We start from the raw sequence: 26224 nt of genomic DNA on the forward strand, positions 1-26224 counted from the left end.
TTCCGGGGTTTTCCAAAGAACTATGTTTTATCTTTTTTAAGCTATAACTTCATCATCGCTGTGCTTTTTCACCAACTCATTATAAAATGCGGCATTTGACGCACTAATATAAGGAGATAGCCAGATAAAACCGATCCCAAGAGTGATTAAACTCAGGATGATCCACCCAATAAAACTCAGCTGCAGGAGGAAGTACTTCCACTTATGGCCGTGCATCAGCTTGCGGCTCTTTGTGATCGCGGCATTAATCCCGATATCAGGGTTATCTTTTAATACAAAATACGTTTGTGAATAAGCAAAAGCTTTAATGATACCTGGAATGACAAAAAGAAGAAACCATAAGAACATATAAACCATCATAACGAGGTACGTTCCAAGGAGTTTTAAGTACATGCTGATCTCTGAAAATGCTTGAAAAAGACCGGAAAACCTAATTTTTTCTCCTTTACGAATAACAGATAAGAATGTCCATAAATATCCGATATACAATGGCAGCAGTACGAGTGTTATCACGAAAGTACTTGCGGTAGCACCGGTAGTAGCATCAGTTGATATCCAATTTTCAAACCCGCCGCTCTGATTTATTTCAATGATCAATGGAATTACGTAATATATAGCACCAAAAAGCAGGGTGAATAACGCTGCTCGTCCCCATTGTCCTTTTAAATGCTGTTTCGCTTCTTTCTTAAACGTTTTAATTTTCATACCTCTTCACCTTTCCTGAACTCTCAGTTGATTATACTACGATATTATGGTGAATAGTACGAATTTATGGGTACACTATCATTTTGTTTAACACCAGATTATTAGTAAAATAGAAGTAGTGATTAAACGGACTGGAGAGGTGCAAATGAGTAATCTTGAACGAGAATATCAGCCTGTTCTTCTTTTTGACGGGGTATGCAACCTCTGTAACTCCAGTGTGCAATTCATATTAAAAAACGAGAAGAACCAGAATCTTAAGTTCGCTGCCATCCAGTCTGAAGCAGGGGAAAAGCTGCTAACTCACTTTAAGATTGATCCAAACGAGACAAACTCGGTCATCCTGATATCCGGTGATCAGGTATATACGGCATCTGACGCCGTATTGAAAGTAACGCATCATCTAAAGTTCCCATACAGCATAGGGAAAATTTTAGCGGTTGTGCCAAAAGTAATCCGAAATTTCTTTTATAAAAAGGTCGCTCAAAACCGGTACAACTGGTTTGGTAAGCGCGAGAGTTGTATGATTCCAACACCAGAGCTAAGGAAAAGGTTTTTAAAATAGTTTTTAATGACAAATTTCATAAAAATATAAGCCTCTTAATAGGATAGAAGAAAAACCTAAAAGGGGTTTTTATTATGGGGCAAAAAGTCTTGTTCTTTGGGGATGTTGGAATAGATGATACCATAGCTTTGACATACGCATATTTAAGCGACGAAATAGATATTGTTGGCGTGGTTTCTGACTATGGAAATGTTTCCAGAGAGAAGACGATTGCCAATGTGCATTATATTGCTAAAATGTTTAATTTCCCTGAACAAGTAAAAATCATTGGTGGAGCAGAGGTTCCGATGACAGGGGAACAACCGACATTTTATCCTGAAGTGCACGGAGAATACGGCTTAGGACCGATCGAACCGGGAACCTATGAAGGGGTTATTGAAAACTTTTTCGAGATTGTCAACTTAATCAATCAATACGAAAACGAACTGATAATCGTTAACGTTGGCAGACTTACATCTCTAGCCACGATGTTTATTCTGTTTCAATCCTTGATGAAGAAAGTGAAAGCTTACTATATTATGGGTGGAGCGTTCTGGGTCCCTGGCAACGTTACTGCGGTTTCTGAAGCGAATTTTCATGGTGATCCGATAGCGGTTAGAATTGTCCTGACCTACGCTGAAAATGTAACCATCATCCCTTTGAATGTGACAGACCGCGCCTTAGTCACACCAGAAATGGTGAATTACATTGACTACAAAGGAAAAGCTCCTCTTGTAAAACCATTGCTGGATTTCTATTATAAGTTTTATAAAAATAACAACCCTCTGATTCAAGGAAGCCCAGTACACGATGTGATAACACTGATGGCCAGTATTCGCGAAAATATGTTCAGCTACAAGACGCTGCCGGTACATATCGTCTTTAGCGATGAAATGATTGCTAGAGGTCAAAGTATTGCCGATATCAGGCCGTATATTCAGTTCGGGGAGCAAGAAAAAAAGCATCGAATCGCTTTTGACTTTGATTACACTTACTTTTTCAATGATTTTATGAGCGTGATGACTGGGGAAGAGTTTAAATAAGTACAGTTAGTAAATTGATAGAAGGATAGAATGCAATAAAAAACCGGCTTCCTATCAATGCAGACATGGACTCCGGTAAAATTCGCAGTTATATTATGATGTTATTTAAGCACAATCTCTAATTTGATCAAGTTTGTTTAACTTTTCATCAAGAATTTGACTCAACTGAACAAGCAGCGGATCTGCTAGATTGTTGACTTTTTTGCTTACCTCATACATGGTCGTGCGAATGGCGTCTATCTCTGTAGTTAAGACAAGAGCATTGCTTCTGCTCATGGTCCATTCCCCCTAAATTATAATAACCACTTCTGCTTCTGCACCATTAATATCGGTAAATCTTGTAATAATTATATACCATATTTTGTGTCTAGTCTATTATTTTTTTACACATATAGGGGGACAGACCCCAGTCAAATACAAATTTGCCGAAAATGTCTTTCTGGAAAATACATTTTCGGTTTTTTTGTTAAATAATTTGTAACATCCTGTCGATATACTTTTTGCTGCCTAGAAAAAGTACACACATGGAGGAAGAAAATGATTAAAAAAAGTCTGCAAAGGCAAATTCTAGTGCCTTTTTTATTGTTGATAATTATGACTGGTTTAATAGTAAGTGGAGTGAGCTATTTTTTTAGTGTGAAGTCAACTGTTGATAACTCGTCCGAAGATACTTCAGCCAGAATACACGATTTAAATGAATCACTGAATCGATTTTTAGAAGATAACGCTGATTTTGTCTCAGCTTATGCGGATTCAATGGGAATTAAACTATTTAGAGAAGGAGATAGTCCCGATTTTATTATTTCAAAATTTGAAGACTATCATCTATCAAACGAAGCAATCATGAATAGTTATTTTATTTCGGAAACAAAAGAAGCTATCATATATCCGATACCTTCAGAACATGTAAAGGACCAGACGCTTACATCCTGGTATAAGCAAGCTAAAAAAGATCCGAAACATGTCATTTGGACAGATCCCTTTATTGACCCTGCAACAGACCGTCCAGTTGTCAAAGCGGTTAAAGCTGTCGAATATAACGAAACTATTATAGGGGTTGCAGCTATTGATATTGCGGTTAATGACATTCTGACACTCATGCAAAATGTGAAAATTGGAAGCACAGGATATGCAATCCTTCTTGATAACTCTGGTAATTATATGGTGCATCCTCAGGCAAAAAAGCTCGGGAAAACGGCAACGAACGAGCCTTATTATAAAAAGATCAAAGAAAACGAAGGTGTAGTGATAACAGAAATGAATGATCAGGATCGGGTCTTCAGCTACACAAAAAATGATATGACCGGTTGGAAACTTGTGGGCACGGTGGCCATAAGTGAATTTGAGAAAAAGGCATCTATCATTCTCCTGCCCATTGGAATAGCTCTATTAATAACTCTAGTAGTGGCTGCAATTATCTCCATATATATATCCAGAAGAGTTACAAAACCGGTGAAACAGCTCTCTGAAGCTATGCATGAAATGAAAAATGGAAATCTGCAAGCAAGTGTATCCATCGATAGAGAAGATGAGATCGGCCAATTGTCAGATAGTTTTATAGAAATGTCAGACCAAATGCGCATGTTAATAAGGGAGATGTCTCAAATTACCGACCATGTTACAGATGCATCTCAAACGGTAGTAGCCAGTGCTGAAGAAAATTCTGCATCAGCACAGGAAGTTTCAACGACTATGCAGCAAATTGCAGCCGGATCATCGCATCAGGCAGAATTGATGGAAGGAAATGCAAAAGCCGCAAACGTTCTAGCAGATCGTATTATTCAAGTGCAAAAACAAGGAGAAGCCATTGAAAAAGCTACTGAACAAATGAATCAAGCATCGTTAACAGGAGTTGAAAAAGTAGGCTTCCTAAAAGAAAAGTCTGTATTAACAACCGAAATGACAAAAGAAATGATCACATCTATAAAAAAGCTAGATGAATCGTCAGGGAGTGTTCAGGAAATTGTACACACCATTAGCGACATAGCTAATCAAACAAATTTGTTAGCTCTGAATGCGGCAATTGAAGCTGCTCGTGCTGGAGAATCAGGCAGAGGGTTTGCTGTTGTCGCAGACGAAGTTCGTAAACTCGCTGAGCAGACAGAAGGATCATTAAAGGAAATCGGCCATTTAATTTCTGAAATGCAGTCAGTTACTCAAACAACTGTCGGACAAGTTCAAGCTGCAGCAGCACTCATCCTATCTCAAGGTGAAGCTGTAGAAGAAACGGAAAATTCTTTCTCAGCTATTTCAGAAGCGGTGCAAGGTAACTCGGAAAAATTAAGAGATGTTATTATTTCCGTTGAAGAAATGACAAAGCAAAAAGATGTACTATTAGAGAATGCATCACATATATTAGCAATTACACAGGAAACTGCTGCCGGAACGGAGGAAGTCTCTGCATCTTCAGAACAGCAAGCAGCTTCTATGGAGCAATTGAACCACCTTGCTGAACAGCTGGAGCAATATGCTGAACAAATGCGAGTTCATGTAAGAAAATTCAAGTTCTAGAGGGGGACAGACCCCAGTCAAATACACTTAAGCCGGTTTTGTCTTCGTGAGAAGAACATAACCGGCTTTTCCTTGCCACGACTGACTTTAATTTTCATAGAGTTATATAAAATGATGTTAAAGTTCTGCTACCGGTGAGGTCCTGCTTTCTACGTAATCACGATATTGAGGCTTTGAATTTTGAAATTGTTCTAGAATCATTGAGGTTTCCACGAAGGGACATACCGACTGAGTAACATAATAACGGTAACTGCTCCACGGATATTCAAGAGGAAACATGACGAGATCTGCTGCTACCGGATTCATGTGAATGTATCGGCTAGTGTCTAAGAGATAGGAACGATCCTCTATTAATTCTGCACCATAGCGACCTTGAAACACATGACCAGTAAGTTCATACTTTTTGTTGAAATACATGGCGTAAGTTTCGTTTAATTCTTTCATGAAATCTCCGGGTGGGGACTTGCTGCACTGAATTTGAAGATGAGTGTGGTTGGACATGAGGCAATAAGCGAATAAATCAACAGAATGCTTTTGTACGCAGTGACTTAAGATCTTAAGATAACGATGGAAATCCAAGTGGGAATAGAAGAGAGGCTCCCTGCGATTTCCACGCGTAGTCACATGGTAAACAGCATCGGGGTACCAAATGCGACGGGTTCTAGGAATAAATATCACCTCCTTTCGGGTGGTTCTTATATTTTACTATGGAAGCTGCCAAAGTGGGAAATGGGGACTGTCCCCAAACAATTTATTTCCCTTAATGTTTTGGAGTAAAACACCTAAGAGAAAAGGAAAATACAAACGGTACCATTTTGTTAATTTTAGAATGTTGATGATACCTTCGCATTTTGTCGAGTGCTGTATTTTCTACGCAAATTCTATCAAATTTCCCCGGAAATACTCATATTTATTCCTCTAAATCTAGTTATAGTAGCAATACAAGCGCCCTAAAAGTGAAACCGTTTATAGAAAAACGGAACAAGGATTATAAATAACTTTATCGAAGTGTACAATTAGTCGAAAGAACTCGACAAGAGTTTGTGAATTTGCCATAGTAATGGAGGAGCTTTTATTCTTTTTTATGGTAAGTCCAGGAGGTTGAACAATGAAAAAAGGGAACGACTGGCGATACAGGATCTCTAATAAAGAAGCGATTATGGGTTCGGTGCTTGCGATTTTGAATTTTATTTGGTGGTATGCTTTCGCGTATGGACTAGGTGGCCGGCCGGTTAAGGAATATACATACATACTCGGTTTTCCTGCATGGTTTTTTTATAGCTGTATCTTAGGGTTTATTGTTTTTACCATTTTAGTTTTTATAATGGTGAAGTTCTTCTTTAAAGAAGTTCCATTTGACTCTGATGACAATGAAGGGGAGGGTGACTCTCGATGAACTTGGACGTTATTCTTCCTTTAGCTTTCTTTTTAGTACTTGTATTTTTGATTGGTATATATACATCAAGGCACATTAAGAGCGGACCTTCTTTTTTACAAGATTACTTTTTAGCCGGACGTGAGCTTGGTGGTTTTGTTCTTGCGATGACGATGGTCGCTACATACGGAAGTGCATCGAGTTTTATTGGGGGCCCTGGTGCCGCTTATCAGCTTGGTCTTGGCTGGGTTCTTCTTGCGATGGCGCAACTTGTAACAGGTTATTTTACACTCGCTGTTTTAGGAAAAAAGTTTGCAATCGTAGCCCGGAAAATCAATGCTGTAACCCTTATTGATTTCCTGAAAGCCCGATATGAAAGTAAGTGGGTTGTTATTTTATCAGCATTAAGTATCGTTATCTTTCTGTTTTCAGCCATGGCTGCACAATGGGTTGGAGGAGGAAGGCTGATCGAATCGTTTACAGGTGTATCGTACACCACTGCATTGTTCATTTTCTCAGGTTCCGTATTAGTGTATGTCATAGCAGGTGGTTTCAGAGCTGTTGTTATTACGGATGCCATTCAAGGCGTCGTAATGGTAATAGGTACAATAATTATATTAGCCGGTACCATTGTGGCTGGTGGCGGGATTGAAAACATCATGGGTGAACTACGAGCAGAAAATCCGAATCTTATATCGCCTTTTGGCTCCGATGAATCACTAACACCGTTATTTGTATCTTCTTTCTGGATTTTGGTTGGTGTAGGTGTCGTTGGATTACCACAGATATCGGTACGCGCTATGAGCTACCGTAATTCGAAAGCAATGCACCGTGCCATGATCATCGGAACGTTTGTGGTTGGTTTTATCATGCTGGGGATGCATCTAGCTGGAGTGTTTGGAAGAGTGATTCTGCCAGGTATTGAAGTGCCTGATAAAGTTATGCCATTACTTGCGCTGGAAGTACTGCCGGGCTGGTTAGCGGGTATCGTTCTTGCTGCACCACTCGCAGCGGTGATGTCTACTGTTGACTCAGTCCTTCTACTCGTAAGTTCAGCAATCATTAAAGATGTTTATATCAATTATATTAAACCTGATGCTGAGGAACGTTTTGTAAAAAGATTAAGCTTTGGTATTACGGCAGTAGTAGGATTGAGTGTTTTTGCGATGGCTATCAACCCGCCTGATCTACTTATTTGGTTGAATCTTTTTGCCTTCGGTGGCTTAGAAGCAGCCTTCATCTGGCCGATTGTGATGGGTCTCTATTGGAAGAGAGGAAATGCGAACGGCGCGATTGCTTCGATAGTAGTCGGAGTAGGTTCATACATGTGGATTCACTTGAACTATCCTAACCTTTGGGGTATGCACACGGTAGTCATGCCGATTGTACTTGCTTTCTTTGCATACATTGTGGGAAGTTTCACAAAAGGGGACAGTCCCCAGACAAATACATTTTAGCGATATTGTCCGCTTCAGGTGGACGATACCGCTTTTCTTTTGTAACATACGTTTTCGCTAAAATTTGTAACGTATGTAAAAAATTCTAAATACCTATTTACAGTAATATCCTTTGGTGGTAATTTAATATCAGAATATAATTAAATAAGTGTGGAGCATTGAAGGTCATTCTGTATGTGGGCGCTTGGAATGACCAGAGCTAGTAGCGCAACCGACCGCTTCTTTTTTCGTTCTATTAGATTAAGGAAGGGGTATTTTTTATGGAAATCTCAAGAAAAGAAAAGTTTGGTACGAAGAAGAAGGCAGCAAAGAAATGGCCGAAAGTGGTGTTGGCAACAACGTTTGCAATGAGCATCGGAACAACTTCGGTATTCGCTGCAAAGCCAGAGCTCGCTGATGCCTTATATGCTAAAATTTTGGAGTATACATTCAAAACTGAGATTGATAGTGAGCTTAACAAAGAGAAAGAAACTTTATTAAAAAATGTTAGTGCGACTGTAAAATCAATTGTATCCAGTGCAAAAGATGAATTAGATACAAATAAAAGAGACATCATTGAAGCAAAGAAGAAAGAATTGAATGCTCATTACACGAATGAAATTGAAGAAATAACAAAACGAAAAAATGAGGCTGTAGAAAAGAAGACAGCTGAGATCGAACAAGAAGCAACAAAAACAACCGGAGCCATTAAAGTGGATATCACAAAAGAAATTGAACAAGAAATTAAAAAAGCCGATATCAATAAAAAGTAGTTAAAAAGAGCGGAACTCAAACTCCGCTCTTTTTCTTTTTCCTATATACTAGAAGGTAGAATCTAACAAATCGGAGCCGAATCTATGAAAAAAGTTTTTTTTACTCTCAGCACTGTTTTCTTTGTATATGCGACAGCTATGCTCGTTCAAACGACCAACATGGACATGGGTTTAGCAGTTTTTTTCTTATTGGGTGCTATGTTTTTTGTCCTTTTTTTCAAGTACGAAGCAGCAATCTATCTTTTTAAAAAGTACAAGAAGACGACTCTAACAATTGTAATAACCCTTTTTCTTTTTGCAGCAACCCTAGAAACTCTTATTCTTGCATCTGCCAATACGGATCCAGAGAAGGTTTCTGGAAAAATCGATACCATCCTTGTTCTTGGTGGAGGTACGAAGAACAATCGTCCAGGTGCCGTTTTAAAGGGCAGACTTGATCAAGCGTTAGCATACGCAGAGAATCATCCTGAAGTTACTTTTATCGTAAGCGGCGGTCTTGGGTTCGGGAAAACGATGAGTGAAGGCACCATTATGAAAAATTATCTGATGGAGAATGGCATACAGCCTGAACGTATAACCATTGAAGAAAAAGCGACGAGTACATACGAAAACCTTTTATATACGAAAAAGATGATACAGCCTGACGACCAGGTGTTGATCGTGACAAGTGACTTTCATCTTTTTAGAACAAAAATGATTGCGGAGCGTGTCGGGGTTGAAGCGGAAGGGCTCGGATCACCGCTTAGAATTTCATCCATTCCTCAAGCTCATGTAAGAGAGTATATGGCGATCATCAAAAGCTACTTCACCGACCGGTAAAAAGGAAGTGACTCTTATGAAAACAAATAAGTACCATTGCTGCGCCACATGCGTGAATTTTAAGCCTCAGAAAACGGACCAAGGAATGTTTTATTATTGCACACGTCTTGGATACGAGACCAAACCTGATTATACGTTTAATTGCTGGGAGCCGAAGCCGCATATAATCGAACTTATGAAAAAGGATAAAGACGCTTAGGTCGCTGTCGCGAACTAAGTGTTTTTTTGCGAAATTCTACAGACTTGCCTTGAAAAAGCTTACAATGTTACATTGTGTAAGGATTTATGTAACGAAATTACTGGAAATACTGTGGATAGATGAAAGAAAGGATTTTTGATTATGAACCTTCAAATCCCGATTGAGATAAAAGAAAAGCTGCAGAATGAAGCGGCTCAACGAATAGAAAAATTACCTGATGTATATAAAGAATTGATCGGGAAGACAGGCTACACTGCTCCTGATGCTTCTCTTGTGGAGGACGCGGTGATCGCACTTGCATTAGGGAAGAATGTATTGCTGAAAGGCCCGACAGGATCAGGTAAAACAAAGCTTGCAGAATTGCTGTCGAATTTATTCGGACAGCCGCTGCACCAGGTAAACGCTTCTGTTGACCTTGATGCCGAAGCGCTTCTCGGCCATAAAACCTTAAGCTACAAAGACGGCAAACAAGAGATTGAATTCATCCCTGGACCTGTAACAAAAGCAGCAAACAACGGTCACTTTTTATACATCGATGAAATCAACATCGCAAAGCCTGAAACGCTGCCGATCTTAAACGGTATGCTGGACTATCGCCGTACGATCGCAAACCCATTTACAGGTGAAGTGGTAAAAGCTGAACCCGGTTTCAATGTGATCGCTGCGATCAACGAAGGTTATATCGGAACGGTGCCGTTGAATGAAGCGCTGAAAAATCGTTTTGTCGTAATCGAGGTGCCATATATTCAGGGAGATACGTTAAAAGAAATGTTGAAAAGCCAGTCTCAGCAAAAAGACGAAGAGGTGCTTGAGAAGTTTGTTCAGCTTTCGTCAGACTTGATCGGTCAAGCGAAAGCCGGCCATCTGTCTGAGGATGCCGCATCCATCCGCGCATTGCTGGATGCTGCTGATCTCTCTGTTTACTTGCCGGCGAAGCGTGCAATCCAGCGTGCAATCGCTGATAAGCTTGAAGATGCCCGTGAACGCGCCCTCGTTGCCAACGTGGCTGCGACGCTGTTTGTGTAAGCTGGGAAATGGGGTCAGACCCCCTACAATTTATTTCCCACGATGATTTTGGAGGTTTCGCCTAGATGAAATTCCTAGTTTTTGCGGATACAAAGATCGATTCTTTCGTTCATATGCAGCTGATTGACCTTGCGCGTTCCCTCTCAAAGGTGGAAAAGATGGACGTTTCTTTCTCGTACCATTCTAACCTCGAGAGAAAGAAGGGCATCACGCATGTCAGTCAGTTTTGGAACCCATACCCGCGGGAGATTCAGCTTGAAGGCTGGAAATCTGACGTATATTTGCGCAGCTATGGCACACAGTTTCATACCGATGATAACGTGATCTGGAACACGCTGGATGAATTGAAAACACATCCGCACCGTGAGTTCTTAAAACAGATGCTGCTCTTTGCGGAAGACTTCCGATTGGAACAGATCTGCATAGAAAAAAGACCTGGGATGACTCATGCGTTCAAGCTCCGCAAAGAGACGTTCCAGGTGCATTACAACCGTGAATACAGAAAGCATATCCAGCAAAAGCGCATTCTTGACGCTTTATTTTGTCATGTCATTCTTTTAGCGAATAAACGCTTTGTGGCGGTGCCGCCTGAAACACAAGAACTCTATCAAGAACTGCGCCCAATGCTTACACAGCTCACAACTGCAGAGTCCACCCAAGATATCGCGGCAACGATAACCGAAATGGCCGAGATCACAAAGCGACACCAAGAATTCCAAGACATGAAAACAACCTATCGCAGTTTCAGCGATAAGCCGAACATAAATGATACCGCAAACGAAGATCAAACATTTGACGACCTAACCCGCAACACCGAAACAAAAACGAAAAAGACGATCAAAAAAGACAAAGATAAAGAAGATAAAAAAGACGAGCAGGAGAAAGAAGAGTATTCTTCTTGGCATGATGAAACGTCTGACCCGCAGGATTCCTTTTTACAGATGGACCTGGATCAAGGAACGAATACCGATCTATTAGGAGAAGCAGCGAGAGAAGCAGATAGTGGTGACGCGGTGTTCGGATCTATCCAAACGAGCGCGCAAACGACGGACAACAACGATTTCAACTCTCAAAACGAACATGAAGCTGAGACCGACAACAACGAGACCGGCTCAGACTCAGCGAATCACTACCGATACGGCGAAGTGAACAAAAACGTGACAGAACACATCCTGCCAGCCAAACCGGCAACACCTGAAGAGTTCGCTCAATATCAGCTCTTTGAACAAGAAATCGCACCATTTGTCACACAGCTTAAACAAAATTTCCTGAAAACGATGGAACATAAACGATCGGCACCAAGAGAAGACCTGCACTTTGGAAGACTAGGAAAGAAGCTTACAAGACTCGCAACAGACAAAAACCCTAGACTTTTTAGAAAAAAACAAGAGTCTCAGCATGAACTCGATACAACTTTCACGCTTCTTGTCGACTGTTCTGCGTCCATGTTCAACAAGATGGAAGAGACCCAAAAAGGGATCGTCCTTTTTCATGAAACGTTAAAAGCTCTCAGAATTCCGCACTCTGTCGTCGGTTTCTGGGAAGATGCAGCTGACGCGACAACAGACGATCAGCCGAACTATTTTCATGAAGTGATCTCGTACAGAAACTCGCTTCATCAGCCAGGCGCTTCGATCATGCAATTAGAACCCCAGGAAGACAACCGCGACGGCTACTCTATCCGCCGAATGGGTGAAGAACTGGCAAAACGTCCGGAACAGCAAAAAGTTCTGCTCGTTTTCTCTGACGGTGAACCGGCAGCTTTTGATTACGAATCACACGGAGTACTCGATACATATGAAGCTGTTACCCGTACACGAAAGCTCGGAATCGAAACAATCGGCATGTTCATCGCGAACGGAGAAATTACGGAAGAGGAAGAGAAACTCATGCAAAACATCTATGGTCCGCAAAACGTTGTCGTTCCAAGTGCTGCTGAACTCGTCGATTATCTCATGCCGGTTCTCAGAAAACTTCTTTTTAAATCGATATAAATGTTAAAACGCCCAGTGGCATCATGACCACGGGCGTTTTCTGTATGTATGTAAGTATTAATATTCCAAAAGCTTCAACCAAGCAAAAACGACTCCCAAGAACCCTGCATAACTAAAAATTTTGACAGACCATTCTGGTAAGGCTGTTCGAAGCAGGCTTGAAAAAATTCCGACTACTATAAATGCTGCGACCAAGATATAAATCGAAAAAATATCAAACGGAATTCGAAAAGAAAGCCATTGTTCCATCGCCAAACCTCCCCTAATATCTTTTATATCGGTCGAAATGCCTATTCATTCAATAAACAACTACGAAAAAACAAAATTATTGCTGCTAAAATCATTGTAAATACAAATAGGCAAAAGCACCGTAACTGAGGCAAACGCATATTGTATTAAAAAGTAGGAAAGAAGGGGTGAATGGCTTGAACCAACGTGTGGTAGACGTCGTTTTGGAAACAGCAGAAGAAGAATTCTTGGCAAACAACAAAGATGCAACTACATTTGCAGCAGAGCTTGCCCTGTTTGCGTCAGCTCTTACAACAGCCGCAGACTTTCTTGCCACAGTAAGTGCTGCCATTGCACTTAGACAAATTTACATTGATCAAATCCAGGAACAGAAAGATCAGCAAGAACAAGAAACTCAAATGAAAGATATTCAAGACCAACTGACTGCATTAAAAAAAGAAATCAAAGCGCTTCGGGGAAAGTGATTACAGTCTCCGCAGCGTCTTTTTAATTTTTACATATTTTTCATCTCTTCAAAATTCGACATATTCTATCATGAGTCCTTCTATATATACGACTATTTTTCGGAAAAAAAGCCCTCTTATAATAAAGAGGGCTGTCTCACAAGTCGATAGAATCAAGTAAACTCTTTCGAAATGCCAAGATACAAAAGCACTGCACCGAATATAGCTGTACCGATTAAAAAGAAATACACGATCTTCTCTTCTGCTTCATTCTCAGTCTGTTTTTTTTCTGCATCAGTAGACTGATCTTGAGTTCCATTTTCCTTGCCTTGCTCATGCTCATTCTTTTTTCCAAAACCAAACATATCAGTTCCTCCGCTCTTACAACTAATCCTTAATATCAGTGTTTCAAAAAGCGGCGGAGTTTAAACAAAAAACCCCCCGGAAGCATAGGGGGAGGATACTTCCGGAGGCTATGAAACATCTATTTATTGTTGAACAGCTTTTGCTGCGTTCACACGTCCGTTTTGGAAAAGTGTGCCTGTACCCGTAACAGGATCAGCTGTATCTTCAAGTGCTGCGCGAATTTGCGAAGCGTTTTTACCTTGAGCAGCTAAAAGCCCTGCTACACCTGCAACAACCGGTGATGCCATGGAAGTTCCAGAGAAACTCGCATATTGATTATTTGGTGTCGTAGAATAAATATTTACACCAGGTGCTGCAATATCAACCCACGTACCAAAGTTTGAGAAGGACGCTTTCTGATCGTTCTGATCAGTTGCCGCTACCGCGATCGCATTCGAGTAATAAGCGGGATAGCTTGGGAGAGCAACGCCAGAGTTTCCGGCTGCTGCTACAACGACAGAACCTTTATTCCAAGCGTAGTTAACCGTATCCTGAAGTGTTTGTGATCCAATTGAACCGCCAAGACTTAAGTTGATCACTTGAGCACCTTGGTCAGCCGCATATCGGATACCTTGAGCAACATCGTCTAGCGATCCGCTGCCATCTGCATCTAAAACACGAACTGCAAGAATAGAAGCTTTAGGAGCAAGACCAGCGATACCAACGCCGTTATTCGTGTTAGCTGCAGCAATACCAGCAACATGTGTACCGTGCTCGTTTTCGTCAATTGGGTCGTTATCGTCATCAACAAAATCAGCACCTTTGATTACCTTTCCTGCTAAATCAGGGTGGTTGTAATCAACACCTGTATCGATAACTGCAATTTTTACGTTGGATGAACTTTGTGTTATATCCCAAGCTTGTTCAGCACTCACTTTTTGAGGAGCATATTGTTTTGTTTTATAATCTGGATCGTTTGGAACGTAGCTTACGTGTAAAGTAGTGTTTGGCTCTGCGTACTCTACAGAATCGAGACTTTCAAACTTCTTAACCGCATCTGCTACATTTCCACTCACCTTTACAACAGTGAAATCTTCCGTTGAATCGACAACCTCACCAAACTTTGAAGCACCATTTCCAGCTGAAGCAGCAGAAACCGAATCTTTATAATGAACGATGATTTCCTGTGGTGCAGCCTGCTGTTTACTAGCAGATGTAAATGAAGCCTCCTGAACTTCGGGCTCTGCAGCTGAGGCCGGGAGAGCTAAAGATATCAATAGTGGTAAAGACGCGGCGCCTGCCACGAAACGCTTTAACATAAAATCACTCCTCTGATGTATTTACCAAGCAAGCTTGGCTGGGTTGCTAAAGGGATTCAACAATTTTCTACAGAATCCTTTAACATTATCTGAAAATAATGAAAATTTACCACGTCACAGTGATGAATGAGTCTATGTGACTATGTATAAAGCCTAACATGTAAGACTTAACTATTATCTTAAGATAGAGTTACGATAGTAAACATTACATAACACACATGTAAAAATGATATCTGAATGTTTTTACAAAGCAGAATGGTAGAGAAATAAAAGAAGGTATCGTAATCTAAAAACAAGAAGAAATAATGTTAAAGGGAGGCTGGAAATATGGCACGACTACCCGAAGTGAATGTAGAAGGAACACCTTTTAAAAAAGCACTTGCCAATGCTCCTGAAATTCTTGATGCATTTCAGCAAATGGACAAGGCGCTCAACAACATCCTGGAACCAGAGCTCATGGAAATGCTACGTTTGCGATCCGCATCAAACAACGGATGCGATTACTGACAAAACATGGACTACGGGACTCTGGATGAGTCTTCAAGACAAACAGCTATGAAAAAAGGGGAAGCAGAATTGTCCGAACGCCACAAGCTGGCCCTCGAATTAGCCGACCACATCATGGCCTATCACGGACAGCTGCCGGATGAAATGTACAACAGATTAACCGAACACTTTACCCGTGAAGAAATCATTGCGCTCTTTTTCCAAATCGGAAGCAAGAACGGAGCCAACTGGTTTATCATCGCGATGGGGATTGAAAGTAAATAAATAGCTTGTTGAGATGGCTTTTAGATGAGCCATCTTTTTTATGAGCGGGAATTATTCATGAGGTAACTGAATATAAAACAGAAAAAACACAAAAGGAAAGTTGTTATGAAAAAAACGCTTATCAAGTGGATCGTTGTATGTACGCTTGTTATCGGTGCTCTATTCGCACTTCGTTATTTAAGTCATGAAGGTGAGTTTGAGAAGTATAGTCATGTCACGATCGGAAAGGAATCCCTCAAAGAAGGAAAAGCAGTTTACTTAGGGTATCAATTCCGATGGGAAGGCATGGGGAATCCTAGGCTTCAAAAGGTTGAATTTATTAAAAGTGATGGAACAATTGTTGCGAAAGATGATGATCAAATGCAAATCAAACCTTATATAACTAAGATGGATTTCGGAGCATATTATGAGGAAGATGTAATAAAAGAAGGGATTGTTAACAAACTACTTCCTATAAAAGGCTTCAAACCAGATGATTCTTTTTCTTTAGTATTGCGAGTTGAACCCTATGAGCATGAGTGGGATAGTGATATAAAAACAGTAAGAATTACGTATAAAAAGTTTGGTCAAACACAATACCAAAACATTTCATTCGATGACGGGATTATTAGTGATGAATAATACTTAAGGAACCAAGCTGCCACAATAGGCGGCTTTTTTAAATGCTCATAAATATGAAACTTCATCTGGAAAAAAACGTATGGAAGAATAAAGGGAGGTGGATGGATGTTTTACGAAAATCGCCCCAAATTAAAAATTCCTAGAACATTTCTTGAGAATTTTTTAGATATAACGGCTATTATATTGTTTATCGCCGGGACCGCAAACTTGATCATGCAATGGGGTTCGATACCTGGAACGGTGCCGATTCATTTTAACGGAGCAGGTGAACCGGACGGATGGGGAAGTAAAAATAATTTATGGATTTTACTAGTGATAGGATTCTTGATGTGGGTGCTTCTAACGGTCCTTGAAAGGTATCCACATGTGTATAACTATCTTTTTTTAACAGATGAAAACGCGGAAAGACAATACAAAAACGGACGGCTGATGCTGAATGTGATAAAAAATGAGATCCTGCTTTTCTTCGTATATATGAGCTGGGTTAGTACTGGAGTTGCAAAAGGAGAATCAGATGGACTGGGACTGTGGATTCTGCCGATTTTTATTATCGCCATAACCGCATCAATTGCATTTTTTATCGTGAGATCGATCAAACTCAAATAAAAACACTTGGGAGAATTTAAGGAATCCCAAGTGTTTTTGCTGTTTATTGATCTTGATGATTGCGAGCAAGTGCCTCATCAGGACTTTCCATTTTTGCAGCACCTGAATACTTCAAGCTTTGATCTCGGTCCGACTCAACACGCCCTGATTCTCTAAGCTTTTTTTCCTGTCTGTCTTTTCCCATTTGAACAACCTCCTTTTTTGCATGATTTCCCTATAGTATGCAAAAAAATAGACCCTTTTATGTGGAAAACGGTCCATTCGAATGAACAAAATTTTGAAAGAAAACGTAGTGCAGTCATTATTTACCGGCGCATTAGAACGTTTATCATTCATATAAAAGGGAAATCCGTAGTTACAAGAGACTAAATTTTAGAGGAGGAATTAACATGGCACATAATTTAAATTCAGGAGATATGTATCAAGACGAATTTTATCAAAATGACTCATTACAAAATGAAATGTACGAAAACGGACAAAACAGCAAGCTTTTAAAGGGTATTGTCATTGGCGGGCTAGTTGGCGGAGCTTTGGCACTGATTGATTACAATACGAGAACAAAAGTAAAAAATACAGCGGTAGGCTTGAAAGATTCATCAAGCAAAATGATCACAGAGGTTAAACAAAATCCAGGTGACGTGAAAGATCAGATGATCAGCCAATTCAAAACAGCTTCAAACACACTGAAAGAAGCGATTACTGATGCGCAACAACTGTATGAACGCTTGAACAAAGATGTCTTCGGTAACATCAACACATTAAAAGAAATTTCGAATGATGTATTCACTACTACAAAGGAAGCGAGAGGCGACCTGAATAATATCACTTCAAAGCTAAAAGATGCCGGAACGGAAATGACGGAAAACCCACTTGATTCAACTAAGTCATCAGAAAACGACAGCTTGAGCAACTATAATACAGGCTTCCCATCGAAAAATGCAAATGATCCAGTTTCCTCAGGGACGAATAAATCAAATAATTATTAAACCCAGGATTTAAGAATTCTCCGTTCTATGATGAACGGAGAATTTTTTTAGGTTAATCTTTGCTTTTCAAAGTATCGATATGTAATCTGATCTTTTCTTCAATAATATTCGCCTGTGCTATAAGCGAGTAACATTCTTCAATCTCGTCCTTTGACATTAAAGGCATAGGATTTTTCAATTTTATTACTGCTTCTTTTCTCTTAATCGTCTCTGTTAGCTCAACATCATAAATGATTAATTCTGAAGACTGTATTTTTCGATAAGATAGATCTGTCTTGAAAGTACACCTCTTCGTAAAGGAAACAATTGATATGAATACATCTTTTAACTTTGGACCAACCAACTTTTTTATACATGCGATATGTCCATAATTTTGAACAAAGGGATTCATGAATTTAAACTTTCCATTTACAAGCCATTGCTTATATTGTGGTGATCCATAGATGGTACCCTGAAAATTTTTCGTTTCAATAACAAATATTCCATAAGGGGAAAGTACAACATGGTCGATCTGGGAATACCCTGACTTTGCTTTTGGGTTAGGTAATAGTATGTCATTCAACACCCTATATTCTTTTGAAAGCTGTGATAATTGAATAGAGATTTTGTATTCTCCAAGCTCTCCCTTCCGAACAGAGAGATGTTCTTTGGCTCTATTGAAAGTTGTTTTGACAGGAGAAGTTTGAACAGACTTTTTCTTTTTTGAAAATAATTTTGAAAGAAACATGAGTAACCCCTAATTTCTTAATGAATTTAGACTTCCTTTCTATCGTCATTTTTAATTAAAAATAAAATAAAAACAGCCCAAATTTATTTAACGGGCTGCTTTGGTATAATATTCAGCTATTTACTACTTGTCTAATATCGTTTAATCGGACTACTTGTTTGGCATCTTCAAAATGTTCTTCGTAGTTTTCTGTTACGGAAAAGTCCACAACAGCGGTGTTGGTTAATAAAGATGTAATTTCTCCTTTTAATCCGTCAAACGTTTCAATGATATCACCGATTTTAAATTCCATGCCTTTTCCTCCAACTTCATCTTGTTTGTCCTATTTTACCATAATTGTTATAGAATTTCCTTTTATTTATGAAAAACTTCTATTTGTTAAGCATTATAGCGGAAACAATTACTTATTGCCATTGAAGCGCTTTTAATGTTAACTTAAAATATATCATAGTTAACATTAAATCAACGAGGTGTTTATTTACATGAAAACAAAAGAGATGACGTATGTAGCTTTATTTGCTGCAATTATGATCGTATTAGGATTCCTTCCTCCAATTGTCTTACCTTTTACGCCAGTTCCGATTACTGCACAAACTCTTGGTGTAATGCTTGCAGGTGTCGTGCTTGGTGCCAGACTAGGCGGATTAAGCATGATTGTTTTCTTACTAGTAATTGCAGCCGGTGTTCCAGGATTAGCTGGTGGACGAGGCGGTGCAGCTGTTTTTGTAGGACCGAGTGCAGGTTATCTATTAAGCTGGCCATTATCAGCGTTCTTGATCGGACTTCTTGTTGAAAAAGCGAAACAGCCACTTCAGGTGTGGAAAGTGTTTTTATATAATTTTGTAGCAGGTATCGTATTTGTTTATATTTGCGGTATTCCAGTCGTTGCTTTTGTTATGGACATCAGCCTAGGGACAGCAGCAGTTTCAGGATTAGCTTACTTGCCGGGCGATCTAATAAAAGCTGTTATCGCAGCAACACTTGGTGTTAAAATAAGACAAAGATTATTTAAAAATCAGACAGCCCTTACTCAAAATAGAACGATCAGCCAATAAGATTGCCCTCGGGCAGTCTTTTTCTATAGGAGGAATTCGTGTGCTTATTACCGATACAATCAAAAAAAGTGCTCTTTTATATCCAGAAAAAACAGCGATTCAAATGGGAGAAGAAAGAATTTCATATCAAGACTTGAACAAAAACCTTAAAAGAATCGCAGCTTTTTTTAGGAAGCAGCCATTTGAAGAACCTCAAGGAAAAGTGGCACTTTATCTGCCGAACGGAATTGATTTTCTACAATACTTCTTAGGGGCTATTTCTGCAGGATGGATTTCCATTCCGCTCGATTTGAAATGGAAAGAAAGTGAACTGAACGAAAGACTTGGGCAAAGTCAGCCTGATCTGATCACTACGACAGAAGAATTGCAGAACAAAATTACTTATAAGGGTTCAAAGCTAACTTCAGTTTCCTCATTAGAAAAGCAGGAACCAATAGAAGAAATCAACAGTAATAGTGAAGGAGAATCGTTGTTTTATATGGGGTTCACTTCAGGTTCAACAGGAATTCCTAAATGCTTTGTTCGCAGCCATCGTTCTTGGGTTAAAAGTTTTGCGTGCAGTAAAAAAGATTTTGGACTAACAGACAGTGACGCAGTACTTGTACCTGGACCACTCGTGCATTCTTTATTTTTATATGCAGCGATCAGCACGCTTTATTTAGGAGGAACCGTTAAACTGCTGCCGAAGTTTTCAGCTACCCAAACGTTAAAAGAGATCGAGACGGGCGAGATTTCGGCTCTTTATGCTGTACCTACTATGCTTGCTGCACTCACGAAAGAAATGAATAACCAGAATGACACTCCAAGACTAAAGAGAATTATATCCTCAGGGGCCAAATGGGAACCGGGGCTTAAAGATAAGATTAATACTCTATTTCCTAATACAGAGCTTTTTGAGTTTTACGGTGCGTCTGAATTAAGTTTTGTAAGTTTTATTAATCATCGCGCTGACATACAAAAGCCTTTATCTGTTGGACGTCCTTTTCATAATGTAGAACTGTCCATACGAAAAGATGGTATAGAAGTGGATTCAGGTGAAATCGGTACTCTTTACGTAAAAAGCGAGATGCTTTTTTCGCATTACATTAATCGTCCTGACGCGAATAAAGAAGTATGGGACGACGACGGCTGGCTGACAGTAGGTGACCTGGCCAAGCTAGATGAAGAAGGTCATCTTTATATCATTGGACGAAGCAACAACATGATGATCTCCGGAGGACAAAACGTTTATCCGGAAGAAATCGAAAATGTACTGTATTCACTGGATGGTATTGAGGAAGCCGTTGTTTTTGGCATGCCAGACTCCTATTGGGGAGAAAAGATTTCGGCCGCAATCATTTTAAACAATAATTCAGAACTGACAACTCGTGACATCCAGCGTTTTTGCAGAAAGCATCTATCTACATTTAAAGTGCCAAAGCACATTATTTTTACGAATGAGTTTCCTTATACGTCGAGCGGAAAAATAGCACGGTCAAAAGTAAAAGAGATTTATAGCCAAGGAGTTTTCAGTACATGAAAAATGCTGTGATCGTCGACGCCAAACGTACAGTAATCGGCAAAAAAGCGGGTTATTTTAAAGATGTTGGAGCTGAAAAACTAGCGGCTGCTGTTATACAAGAAATACTGCAAGAAAATAACGTTCCTCCAGAAATGGTGTCAGATGTGATACTAGGGAATACAGTCGGTCCTGGCGGCAACCTTGCGCGCTTATCTGCTTTAACAGCTGGTCTTCCGGTGACTGTTCCGGGTTTTACAGTAGATCGTCAATGCGGTTCTGGGCTTGAAGCGGTTAACCTCGCATGTCGTCTCGTCCAATCAGGTGCAGGAGACATTTATTTAGCAGGTGGTACTGAATCTGTGAGTACATCAATGTTTCCAAAGAGAGCTCGTTTTTCTCCAGATTCAATAGGTGATCCTGACATGGGTGTTGGAGCTGAAAACGTAGCTGAAAGATACAACATAACCCGTGAGATCCAGGATGAATATGCATTTTTAAGCTATAAGAGAACGATTGCTTCTATTGAACAAAATCGCTTTAAGAATGAACTTGTTTCCATTAAAGATATGCCTCCCATCGACGAAGGCATCAAGAGATTGTCTGTGATCGAAAGACTTATAAAAAGAGCAAAGCCTGCATTTAAAGAGAATGGGACGGTTACAGCTGCGAATTCGTGCGGTTTAAATGATGGTGCCTCTATTGTACTCGTCATGAGTGAAGAAAAAGCGAAAGAGCTACAGCTTCCACCCAAATTAAAATTTATCGATGCAGTCACTGCAGGTGTCGATCCAAACTTACCAGGAATCGGACCCGTTCCAGCTGTGAATACACTTATACAGCGGATGAACCTTTCTATTAGCGACATTGATGTATTTGAACTGAATGAAGCATTCGCGTCCCAAGTTGTCGCGTCCGCTCAAGAACTTGGTATTCCGTGGAACAAGCTGAACAAAGGCGGGGGTGCGATTGCATTCGGACATCCTTATGGGGCGTCAGGAGCCATTTTAGTGACTTCACTGCTAAGGGAAATGACGCCACAGGACCGTTTTGGCATAACCACTTTAGGCATTGGCGGCGGGCTTGGAATCGCGACACTATTTGAAAGGTGTGAGCAGTATGAATTTTAAACAGTGGGAAGAGGCAACAACACTGCCAGTTCCAATCAAGGTAACAGAAGAACTCGTTCATGCTTACTATGAAGCGGCCAGCATCCCTAATAATGCTTCACAACACGTTCCGCCTGCTCTACCGATGATTTTTTATCAATATATTAATGTCCCGTGGTTTCAGGAGCAATCATTTATTCACAAAGATCAAGTGTTTCATTACGAACATCCTATCTCGATCGGAGACACACTTCAATGTACCGTTTCCTTGATTTCAGTTGAAAAAAGACGTCAATTTCTCGTTTTGCACCAAGAGCTTATTGGCAGAAACGAGCATAAAAACATAATATTTTTGGCAAAATCCACTCTTCTAAAGGAGGCGGAGTGAAAAATGCTTTCTGATTCTATAAAAGCAGGTGACACACTCAAGCCTTTACATATAGAAGTAACAGAACAAATGGTAAAAAAATACGGGGAAGTGTCTGGAGACTTTAATCCAATTCATTTTGAAGATCGTGCTGCAAAAGAAAAAGGATTTCCGGCTAAAATCATTCATGGCATGCTTTCCATGGCGATCGCATCTAACATCGTGGAACCATTTTTGCAGGAAGGCTATTGGGTAAAGTCGTATGAAATGAAGTTTCGAGCACCTGTTTTAGTTGGGGAGACCATCACGATAGAAGGAACTATCGCATCTATGGAAAAAGAGTCGGCATCAATTGATATAGTCGTTTCAAGCCAGACTTATCCACAAGTAGCGAAAAGTAAAATCCTGCTTCATGTGTATAAATAGCCATACTTATCCACATTATCAACATTATCCACAACTACAAAAAACCGTCCTCTAACCAATTGGTGGAAGACGGTTTTTTTACGGTCGCTGAAGTCACTTATTTTATGAATTAACCTAGGTCGATGTCACTCACTTCACGGTCAACGATACGCGCACCTTTTTTACTCGTATAGCTACCGCCTGATGAAGTGAAGATGTTTTGGGCGATTACCGTGTCCATAGCAGCGTTAACAGCTGCTGGATCAACCGGTTCGATTGGTGCGTCCAAACGGACTGTCACCGTTTTGTTCTCCTGGTTAAGAAACTGCAATTCAAGTACTTTGGCCATCGAAATCCCTCCTTTCCTCTATATTTTCCTCACAAATCAATCATTACTGCTGAATCGCGAAGGAATCGTTACGTCTGATACCGACTAGCGGGTAAATCTGAAGTCCTGCAAGTGCAGTCGCAACGGCTTCAAGCTGGTCTGGAGTCGATGTTGTTTTTACATGTGCGAAGTTTTTGTACTTCATCACCGGTTTGTTGTCTGCGTCTAAACCTCCGTCAAGCTCTAAGCGCATTGCGGAATCGATCAATGCTGCTGTAGCCATGTACCTCACCTCCTTTCACTTCATAAGTTCCAGAGAAGAAAAGGAAAGAGCCATCTGTATAAAATTTTTTCCATTCACTATTTATCCACAACTGCGGCTGATTTACTCAAAAACACGAATGGTTTTTTCTGATATCGAGAATATCACACCGAAAACGTGTCGTAATTTGTCAGATGATCTTTATTCTGTGGATAACTTAATAAACGATTTTCTAACAATATTTTTCTTCTGATCCAAAACTGCGTTTAACTCTTGAAAAACGCTTCTTTGCTTCTCTTCAAATTTAAATTTTATAGTGAGGGTACCGCGGAATTCCCCGAATGTGCGCACATTCCAAAAGGACGTATTCCCATGAAAGAAATGCCTTTCGAACAAATCGCTTCTATGTATGATCCACTAATCAAATCACAGATCAGTCTCTACCATCTAACGACTCATTTTGACCAATACTATCAAGCTGGCTTACTAGGACTCTGGAAAGCTTACGAAACCTTCGATCCTGAAAAAGGACAATTCTCCTCATATGCGTACCTGTTGGTCAGGGGCCGTATCCTTCAAGAGCTGAGAGGAGAGGCGAGACGGCAGGAGGCAGAAGAAATTCAGGATCCCCATGAATCGATGACCTTCCGTACTCTTTCTCATGAAGACACCATTCCTTTTTTAGAGGATGAAACAATGAATCTATATTTAATGCACTTGACAGAGAACCAGCAGAGATGGGTGACACAGCGCGTTTTTCAGATGAAGAGTGAGGCGGAGGTCGCCGAGATGTACGGGGTTACCGTGTATGCTGTGAAATCGTGGAGAAAATCAGCAATCAAGAGGCTTCGGACGGTTTTAATTACCAATTAAAATGTAACTTTCTTACTACGCAATTTGATGGATATAATTCTATAATTAGGGTATAGTAGAAAACTGTGGGTGTGAAATTCCTATATTACCCATCTTTACCAGTAGAGAAATAAGCTGATATTTTTTTAGAATAACAGTGTAATAAGTTGGTAGGGAAAAGCTTATACATTTATTAAGAGGGGGACAACCAAACGATGGAAACTCAAGTTAATCAGAGTACAGGCAGTAAGAAACGTCCGTTGATCATTGGGCTTGCACTTATCGCGATCATCGCGATCGGAGCAACAGCTTATGCAATGTTCATCGATCTATCACCGCGTGAACTTTATTTAAAATCAGAACTGAACACGTTCAAAGCGATGAACGAGTCATTTGAAGACAGCTTTGGAGATGCATTAGCACTTTCAGAAAAGCAAATGAAAGAAGCATATAAGTCTGAAGCACGCGTTGGTGTAGAAATGGATCCGTCCATGTTTGGAGCGGGCGGAATGGAAGCGGCAATGATCGGTTCTATTCTATCTAACAGTGAGATTAAAATGACAACACAGCACGATCCTAAGAAAGAAGAAGGATCAGCTGACGTTGCACTTGTTTTGAACAATACAGACCTTGTAAAAGCTGAGTTTTACCAAAACAATAAACAAACAGCATTAAGCGTACCTGCTGCTTACGATAAGCATGTATATTTCCCGAACAACAAGTTTGGCGATGTAATGCGCAAGTTCGATCCAGCGTATGTTGGAATGGAAAAGCTTCAAAACTTCTTTAAAGCGGTTGAAGGCGACCTAAGTGAAGAAGCACGCGATGAAGCGTTCGAAGAGTTTGCAAAAGTTTACGCAGACAGCGTGAAAGACGAAAACGTAACACTTAAAGAAGATGTTGACTTTAAAGGCGAAAAGCTTGATCAGTTAACGGTAGCTCTTTCTGAAAAAGAAACAAAAACACTTTTAGTCAACTTTATTGAAAAAGTTGAGAATGAGGAAGAAATCATGAATGCACTAGCTGAGCAATCAGCATTGCAAGGCGGTTTCAACTTCGATATGACATCAACAGCTCCAATGGGCAAAGAAGATGCGAAAAAAGAAATCGAAAAAATGCTAGCTGATGCTAAAAAAGCAATCAATGAAGATCTAGAGATCCCTGGCGGCATGAAGCAAGTTGTGATTGTTGACGGCGATGATACAGTAGTAAGCCGCGACCTTTCTATGAAAATCGGCGCTAACGGCGAAGAAGCTGTTCCGATGAACTACAAGTCTGAAAGCTGGGAAAAGGGCGACGTATCGAACTCATCTTGGGTTCTGAACGCAGGTCCTGAAGGCGAAGCACTGCTTGTTGATGTAAAAATGGAAAGTGAGCCAAAAGGCAAAGATGGCAAGAAGCGAGACATTAAAGCGAAATTTGAAGTGAACGAAAACGGTACAACAGAAGGTATCGGATTCCATGTAAAAGGCGAAGGCACTGACAAGAAGTCTAACTGGACGATTCAACTTGTTCCAGCAGGTGAAGCTCCAATGGAACTACCTGATATGACGATCGAAATCGAGCATAAAGCAGACCAAAACCTTGATAAAGATTATGCGAACCACGATTACAAAGTAACATTGATCGGTAACGACCCTTCAATGGGTGACATCAATGTTGGCTTGAACATCAAGACAAAAACAACATTCGGCGAAAAACTTAAGTTCCCTGAGTTATCTGAAGGAAAAGCAGTTAACGTTGCAGAGATGAGTGACGCTGAAATGATGGGCATGATGTCTGAGATTCAACGCAACATCGAACAGTTTGTCGGTGAAAACGCTCAGATGCTCCAAGGAATGTAATATATAATAAGAAGG

The 26224-nt window shown here is 40.2% G+C and carries 33 protein-coding genes and 1 riboswitch; of the genes, 22 read left to right on the forward strand and 11 right to left on the reverse strand.

Features of this window, described 5'->3' with window-relative positions:
• Positions 1-36: 36 nt before the first annotated feature.
• The gene (locus tag EV282_RS01785) at positions 37-705 is read right to left on the reverse strand and encodes a DUF975 family protein (RefSeq protein WP_130293255.1); all 669 of its coding nucleotides are present in this window, start codon (positions 703-705) and stop codon (positions 37-39) included.
• Positions 706-850: 145 nt separating this feature from the next.
• Here EV282_RS01785 and EV282_RS01790 point away from each other — a divergent pair, with 145 nt between their 5' ends.
• Together EV282_RS01790 and EV282_RS01795 are read left to right on the forward strand one after the other, a co-directional pair.
• Positions 851-1267, forward strand: coding sequence for a thiol-disulfide oxidoreductase DCC family protein (locus EV282_RS01790; RefSeq protein WP_130293256.1), 417 nt, complete (start codon positions 851-853; stop codon positions 1265-1267).
• A gap of 74 nt (positions 1268-1341) precedes the next feature.
• On the forward strand, positions 1342-2289 hold the full coding sequence (locus EV282_RS01795; RefSeq protein ID WP_130293257.1) for a nucleoside hydrolase: 948 nt from the start codon (positions 1342-1344) through the stop codon (positions 2287-2289).
• A 105-nt stretch (positions 2290-2394) separates the two neighbouring features.
• On the opposite strand, the gene EV282_RS01800 is transcribed toward EV282_RS01795, so the two are convergent.
• A complete protein-coding gene (locus EV282_RS01800; RefSeq protein WP_077360478.1) occupies positions 2395-2565 on the reverse strand; it encodes an aspartyl-phosphate phosphatase Spo0E family protein in 171 nt (56 codons plus the stop codon).
• Between the two features lie 261 nt (positions 2566-2826).
• On the opposite strand from EV282_RS01800, the gene EV282_RS01805 reads away from it, so the two are divergent.
• Positions 2827-4800, forward strand: coding sequence for a methyl-accepting chemotaxis protein (locus EV282_RS01805; RefSeq protein ID WP_130293258.1), 1974 nt, complete (start codon positions 2827-2829; stop codon positions 4798-4800).
• Between the two features lie 117 nt (positions 4801-4917).
• On the opposite strand, the gene EV282_RS01810 is transcribed toward EV282_RS01805, so the two are convergent.
• Complete coding sequence (locus EV282_RS01810) at positions 4918-5478, reverse strand: transposase (RefSeq protein WP_347400179.1); 561 nt, start codon at positions 5476-5478, stop codon at positions 4918-4920.
• Positions 5479-5908: 430 nt separating this feature from the next.
• Here EV282_RS01810 and EV282_RS01815 point away from each other — a divergent pair, with 430 nt between their 5' ends.
• The 6 genes from EV282_RS01815 to EV282_RS01845 all read left to right on the forward strand — a co-directional run bounded on the left by EV282_RS01815 (position 5909) and on the right by EV282_RS01845 (position 12422).
• Positions 5909-6196, forward strand: coding sequence for a YhdT family protein (locus EV282_RS01815; RefSeq protein WP_130293260.1), 288 nt, complete (start codon positions 5909-5911; stop codon positions 6194-6196).
• Positions 6193-7632 (forward strand): sodium/pantothenate symporter, encoded by a 1440-nt coding sequence (panF, locus tag EV282_RS01820; protein WP_130293261.1) that lies wholly within the window; start codon positions 6193-6195, stop codon positions 7630-7632. Before EV282_RS01815 ends, panF begins: the two co-directional genes overlap by 4 nt.
• A gap of 143 nt (positions 7633-7775) precedes the next feature.
• A riboswitch (cyclic di-GMP riboswitch) is annotated at positions 7776-7858 on the forward strand.
• A gap of 34 nt (positions 7859-7892) precedes the next feature.
• Positions 7893-8384 (forward strand): hypothetical protein, encoded by a 492-nt coding sequence (locus EV282_RS01825; RefSeq protein WP_130293262.1) that lies wholly within the window; start codon positions 7893-7895, stop codon positions 8382-8384.
• Between the two features lie 84 nt (positions 8385-8468).
• Positions 8469-9203: a YdcF family protein gene (locus tag EV282_RS01830; RefSeq protein WP_130293263.1), complete on the forward strand. Its 735-nt coding sequence runs from the start codon at positions 8469-8471 to the stop codon at positions 9201-9203.
• Between the two features lie 340 nt (positions 9204-9543).
• On the forward strand, positions 9544-10428 hold the full coding sequence (locus tag EV282_RS01840) for an ATP-binding protein (protein ID WP_130293266.1): 885 nt from the start codon (positions 9544-9546) through the stop codon (positions 10426-10428).
• 65 nt (positions 10429-10493) lie between these two features.
• Positions 10494-12422, forward strand: coding sequence for a vWA domain-containing protein (locus EV282_RS01845; protein WP_130293268.1), 1929 nt, complete (start codon positions 10494-10496; stop codon positions 12420-12422).
• A 57-nt stretch (positions 12423-12479) separates the two neighbouring features.
• Here EV282_RS01845 and EV282_RS01850 read toward each other — a convergent pair whose 3' ends face one another.
• On the reverse strand, positions 12480-12671 hold the full coding sequence (locus EV282_RS01850) for a hypothetical protein (protein WP_130293270.1): 192 nt from the start codon (positions 12669-12671) through the stop codon (positions 12480-12482).
• A gap of 176 nt (positions 12672-12847) precedes the next feature.
• On the opposite strand from EV282_RS01850, the gene EV282_RS01855 reads away from it, so the two are divergent.
• Positions 12848-13135 carry a hypothetical protein gene (locus EV282_RS01855; RefSeq protein ID WP_130293271.1) on the forward strand — a complete coding sequence of 96 codons (288 nt, stop codon included), beginning with the start codon at positions 12848-12850 and terminating at the stop codon, positions 13133-13135.
• Positions 13136-13287: 152 nt separating this feature from the next.
• Here the strand turns inward: EV282_RS01855 and EV282_RS01860 are convergent, their stop codons facing one another.
• Both EV282_RS01860 and EV282_RS01865 read right to left on the reverse strand, forming a co-directional pair.
• A complete protein-coding gene (locus tag EV282_RS01860; RefSeq protein ID WP_130293273.1) occupies positions 13288-13479 on the reverse strand; it encodes a hypothetical protein in 192 nt (63 codons plus the stop codon).
• 123 nt (positions 13480-13602) lie between these two features.
• The gene (locus EV282_RS01865; RefSeq protein WP_130293275.1) at positions 13603-14778 is read right to left on the reverse strand and encodes a S8 family peptidase; all 1176 of its coding nucleotides are present in this window, start codon (positions 14776-14778) and stop codon (positions 13603-13605) included.
• A gap of 327 nt (positions 14779-15105) precedes the next feature.
• Between EV282_RS01865 and EV282_RS01870 the strand changes: the two genes are divergently transcribed.
• The 4 genes from EV282_RS01870 to EV282_RS01885 all read left to right on the forward strand — a co-directional run bounded on the left by EV282_RS01870 (position 15106) and on the right by EV282_RS01885 (position 16776).
• Positions 15106-15285 carry a hypothetical protein gene (locus EV282_RS01870; RefSeq protein ID WP_077360450.1) on the forward strand — a complete coding sequence of 60 codons (180 nt, stop codon included), beginning with the start codon at positions 15106-15108 and terminating at the stop codon, positions 15283-15285.
• Between the two features lie 69 nt (positions 15286-15354).
• Positions 15355-15549 (forward strand): carboxymuconolactone decarboxylase family protein, encoded by a 195-nt coding sequence (locus EV282_RS01875; protein WP_130293276.1) that lies wholly within the window; start codon positions 15355-15357, stop codon positions 15547-15549.
• Positions 15550-15654: 105 nt separating this feature from the next.
• Positions 15655-16170, forward strand: a complete 516-nt coding sequence (locus EV282_RS01880; protein WP_130293278.1) for a hypothetical protein — start codon at positions 15655-15657, stop codon at positions 16168-16170.
• Positions 16171-16275: 105 nt separating this feature from the next.
• Positions 16276-16776 carry a DUF1648 domain-containing protein gene (locus EV282_RS01885; protein WP_130293279.1) on the forward strand — a complete coding sequence of 167 codons (501 nt, stop codon included), beginning with the start codon at positions 16276-16278 and terminating at the stop codon, positions 16774-16776.
• Between the two features lie 43 nt (positions 16777-16819).
• Here EV282_RS01885 and EV282_RS01890 read toward each other — a convergent pair whose 3' ends face one another.
• Positions 16820-16960 carry a YpzI family protein gene (locus tag EV282_RS01890; RefSeq protein ID WP_130293281.1) on the reverse strand — a complete coding sequence of 47 codons (141 nt, stop codon included), beginning with the start codon at positions 16958-16960 and terminating at the stop codon, positions 16820-16822.
• A gap of 205 nt (positions 16961-17165) precedes the next feature.
• Here EV282_RS01890 and EV282_RS01895 point away from each other — a divergent pair, with 205 nt between their 5' ends.
• A complete protein-coding gene (locus tag EV282_RS01895) occupies positions 17166-17762 on the forward strand; it encodes a hypothetical protein (RefSeq protein WP_130293282.1) in 597 nt (198 codons plus the stop codon).
• A 52-nt stretch (positions 17763-17814) separates the two neighbouring features.
• Here the strand turns inward: EV282_RS01895 and EV282_RS01900 are convergent, their stop codons facing one another.
• Both EV282_RS01900 and EV282_RS01905 read right to left on the reverse strand, forming a co-directional pair.
• Complete coding sequence (locus EV282_RS01900) at positions 17815-18489, reverse strand: nuclease-related domain-containing protein (RefSeq protein ID WP_130293284.1); 675 nt, start codon at positions 18487-18489, stop codon at positions 17815-17817.
• A gap of 112 nt (positions 18490-18601) precedes the next feature.
• The gene (locus tag EV282_RS01905) at positions 18602-18781 is read right to left on the reverse strand and encodes a DUF2187 domain-containing protein (protein WP_077360435.1); all 180 of its coding nucleotides are present in this window, start codon (positions 18779-18781) and stop codon (positions 18602-18604) included.
• Positions 18782-18971: 190 nt separating this feature from the next.
• Here EV282_RS01905 and EV282_RS01910 point away from each other — a divergent pair, with 190 nt between their 5' ends.
• From EV282_RS01910 to EV282_RS01930, 5 genes are read left to right on the forward strand one after another with little or no spacing between them, the layout of a single operon-like run.
• Complete coding sequence (locus tag EV282_RS01910; RefSeq protein ID WP_130293285.1) at positions 18972-19544, forward strand: biotin transporter BioY; 573 nt, start codon at positions 18972-18974, stop codon at positions 19542-19544.
• Between the two features lie 40 nt (positions 19545-19584).
• The gene (locus EV282_RS01915; RefSeq protein WP_165389318.1) at positions 19585-21063 is read left to right on the forward strand and encodes an AMP-binding protein; all 1479 of its coding nucleotides are present in this window, start codon (positions 19585-19587) and stop codon (positions 21061-21063) included.
• Positions 21060-22172, forward strand: coding sequence for an acetyl-CoA C-acyltransferase (locus EV282_RS01920; RefSeq protein ID WP_130293289.1), 1113 nt, complete (start codon positions 21060-21062; stop codon positions 22170-22172). The genes EV282_RS01915 and EV282_RS01920 overlap by 4 nt, the downstream gene beginning before the upstream one ends.
• Positions 22162-22539 (forward strand): hypothetical protein, encoded by a 378-nt coding sequence (locus EV282_RS01925; RefSeq protein ID WP_130293291.1) that lies wholly within the window; start codon positions 22162-22164, stop codon positions 22537-22539. The genes EV282_RS01920 and EV282_RS01925 overlap by 11 nt, the downstream gene beginning before the upstream one ends.
• Positions 22540-22542: 3 nt before the next feature.
• Positions 22543-22944, forward strand: a complete 402-nt coding sequence (locus EV282_RS01930) for a MaoC family dehydratase (protein ID WP_130293293.1) — start codon at positions 22543-22545, stop codon at positions 22942-22944.
• Positions 22945-23053: 109 nt separating this feature from the next.
• Here EV282_RS01930 and EV282_RS01935 read toward each other — a convergent pair whose 3' ends face one another.
• Positions 23054-23272, reverse strand: coding sequence for a DUF2922 domain-containing protein (locus tag EV282_RS01935; RefSeq protein ID WP_130293295.1), 219 nt, complete (start codon positions 23270-23272; stop codon positions 23054-23056).
• Between the two features lie 43 nt (positions 23273-23315).
• Complete coding sequence (locus EV282_RS01940; protein ID WP_130293297.1) at positions 23316-23534, reverse strand: DUF1659 domain-containing protein; 219 nt, start codon at positions 23532-23534, stop codon at positions 23316-23318.
• Positions 23535-23885: 351 nt separating this feature from the next.
• Here EV282_RS01940 and EV282_RS01945 point away from each other — a divergent pair, with 351 nt between their 5' ends.
• Positions 23886-24386 carry a sigma-70 family RNA polymerase sigma factor gene (locus EV282_RS01945; RefSeq protein ID WP_130293299.1) on the forward strand — a complete coding sequence of 167 codons (501 nt, stop codon included), beginning with the start codon at positions 23886-23888 and terminating at the stop codon, positions 24384-24386.
• A gap of 194 nt (positions 24387-24580) precedes the next feature.
• Positions 24581-26209 (forward strand): DUF6583 family protein, encoded by a 1629-nt coding sequence (locus tag EV282_RS01950; RefSeq protein ID WP_130293301.1) that lies wholly within the window; start codon positions 24581-24583, stop codon positions 26207-26209.
• Positions 26210-26224 lie beyond the last annotated feature (15 nt).

It is taken from the genome of Fictibacillus sp. BK138 (assembly GCF_004216955.1).
GTDB lineage: Bacteria > Bacillota > Bacilli > Bacillales > Fictibacillaceae > Fictibacillus.

Excerpts from the sequence above, each read along its gene's own strand:
- EV282_RS01785 (WP_130293255.1), bottom strand. The coding sequence starts at position 705 with ATGAAAATTAAAACGTTTAAGAAAGAAGCGAAACAGCATTTAAAAGGA.
- EV282_RS01790 (WP_130293256.1), top strand. The coding sequence starts at position 851 with ATGAGTAATCTTGAACGAGAATATCAGCCTGTTCTTCTTTTTGACGGG.
- EV282_RS01795 (WP_130293257.1), top strand. The coding sequence starts at position 1,342 with ATGGGGCAAAAAGTCTTGTTCTTTGGGGATGTTGGAATAGATGATACC.
- EV282_RS01800 (WP_077360478.1), bottom strand. The coding sequence starts at position 2,565 with ATGAGCAGAAGCAATGCTCTTGTCTTAACTACAGAGATAGACGCCATT.
- EV282_RS01805 (WP_130293258.1), top strand. The coding sequence starts at position 2,827 with ATGATTAAAAAAAGTCTGCAAAGGCAAATTCTAGTGCCTTTTTTATTG.
- EV282_RS01815 (WP_130293260.1), top strand. The coding sequence starts at position 5,909 with ATGAAAAAAGGGAACGACTGGCGATACAGGATCTCTAATAAAGAAGCG.
- panF (WP_130293261.1), top strand. The coding sequence starts at position 6,193 with ATGAACTTGGACGTTATTCTTCCTTTAGCTTTCTTTTTAGTACTTGTA.
- EV282_RS01825 (WP_130293262.1), top strand. The coding sequence starts at position 7,893 with ATGGAAATCTCAAGAAAAGAAAAGTTTGGTACGAAGAAGAAGGCAGCA.
- EV282_RS01830 (WP_130293263.1), top strand. The coding sequence starts at position 8,469 with ATGAAAAAAGTTTTTTTTACTCTCAGCACTGTTTTCTTTGTATATGCG.
- EV282_RS01840 (WP_130293266.1), top strand. The coding sequence starts at position 9,544 with ATGAACCTTCAAATCCCGATTGAGATAAAAGAAAAGCTGCAGAATGAA.
- EV282_RS01845 (WP_130293268.1), top strand. The coding sequence starts at position 10,494 with ATGAAATTCCTAGTTTTTGCGGATACAAAGATCGATTCTTTCGTTCAT.
- EV282_RS01850 (WP_130293270.1), bottom strand. The coding sequence starts at position 12,671 with ATGGAACAATGGCTTTCTTTTCGAATTCCGTTTGATATTTTTTCGATT.
- EV282_RS01860 (WP_130293273.1), bottom strand. The coding sequence starts at position 13,479 with ATGTTTGGTTTTGGAAAAAAGAATGAGCATGAGCAAGGCAAGGAAAAT.
- EV282_RS01865 (WP_130293275.1), bottom strand. The coding sequence starts at position 14,778 with ATGTTAAAGCGTTTCGTGGCAGGCGCCGCGTCTTTACCACTATTGATA.
- EV282_RS01870 (WP_077360450.1), top strand. The coding sequence starts at position 15,106 with ATGGCACGACTACCCGAAGTGAATGTAGAAGGAACACCTTTTAAAAAA.
- EV282_RS01880 (WP_130293278.1), top strand. The coding sequence starts at position 15,655 with ATGAAAAAAACGCTTATCAAGTGGATCGTTGTATGTACGCTTGTTATC.
- EV282_RS01885 (WP_130293279.1), top strand. The coding sequence starts at position 16,276 with ATGTTTTACGAAAATCGCCCCAAATTAAAAATTCCTAGAACATTTCTT.
- EV282_RS01890 (WP_130293281.1), bottom strand. The coding sequence starts at position 16,960 with ATGGGAAAAGACAGACAGGAAAAAAAGCTTAGAGAATCAGGGCGTGTT.
- EV282_RS01895 (WP_130293282.1), top strand. The coding sequence starts at position 17,166 with ATGGCACATAATTTAAATTCAGGAGATATGTATCAAGACGAATTTTAT.
- EV282_RS01900 (WP_130293284.1), bottom strand. The coding sequence starts at position 18,489 with ATGTTTCTTTCAAAATTATTTTCAAAAAAGAAAAAGTCTGTTCAAACT.
- EV282_RS01905 (WP_077360435.1), bottom strand. The coding sequence starts at position 18,781 with ATGGAATTTAAAATCGGTGATATCATTGAAACGTTTGACGGATTAAAA.
- EV282_RS01910 (WP_130293285.1), top strand. The coding sequence starts at position 18,972 with ATGAAAACAAAAGAGATGACGTATGTAGCTTTATTTGCTGCAATTATG.
- EV282_RS01920 (WP_130293289.1), top strand. The coding sequence starts at position 21,060 with ATGAAAAATGCTGTGATCGTCGACGCCAAACGTACAGTAATCGGCAAA.
- EV282_RS01925 (WP_130293291.1), top strand. The coding sequence starts at position 22,162 with ATGAATTTTAAACAGTGGGAAGAGGCAACAACACTGCCAGTTCCAATC.
- EV282_RS01930 (WP_130293293.1), top strand. The coding sequence starts at position 22,543 with ATGCTTTCTGATTCTATAAAAGCAGGTGACACACTCAAGCCTTTACAT.
- EV282_RS01935 (WP_130293295.1), bottom strand. The coding sequence starts at position 23,272 with ATGGCCAAAGTACTTGAATTGCAGTTTCTTAACCAGGAGAACAAAACG.
- EV282_RS01940 (WP_130293297.1), bottom strand. The coding sequence starts at position 23,534 with ATGGCTACAGCAGCATTGATCGATTCCGCAATGCGCTTAGAGCTTGAC.
- EV282_RS01945 (WP_130293299.1), top strand. The coding sequence starts at position 23,886 with ATGAAAGAAATGCCTTTCGAACAAATCGCTTCTATGTATGATCCACTA.
- EV282_RS01950 (WP_130293301.1), top strand. The coding sequence starts at position 24,581 with ATGGAAACTCAAGTTAATCAGAGTACAGGCAGTAAGAAACGTCCGTTG.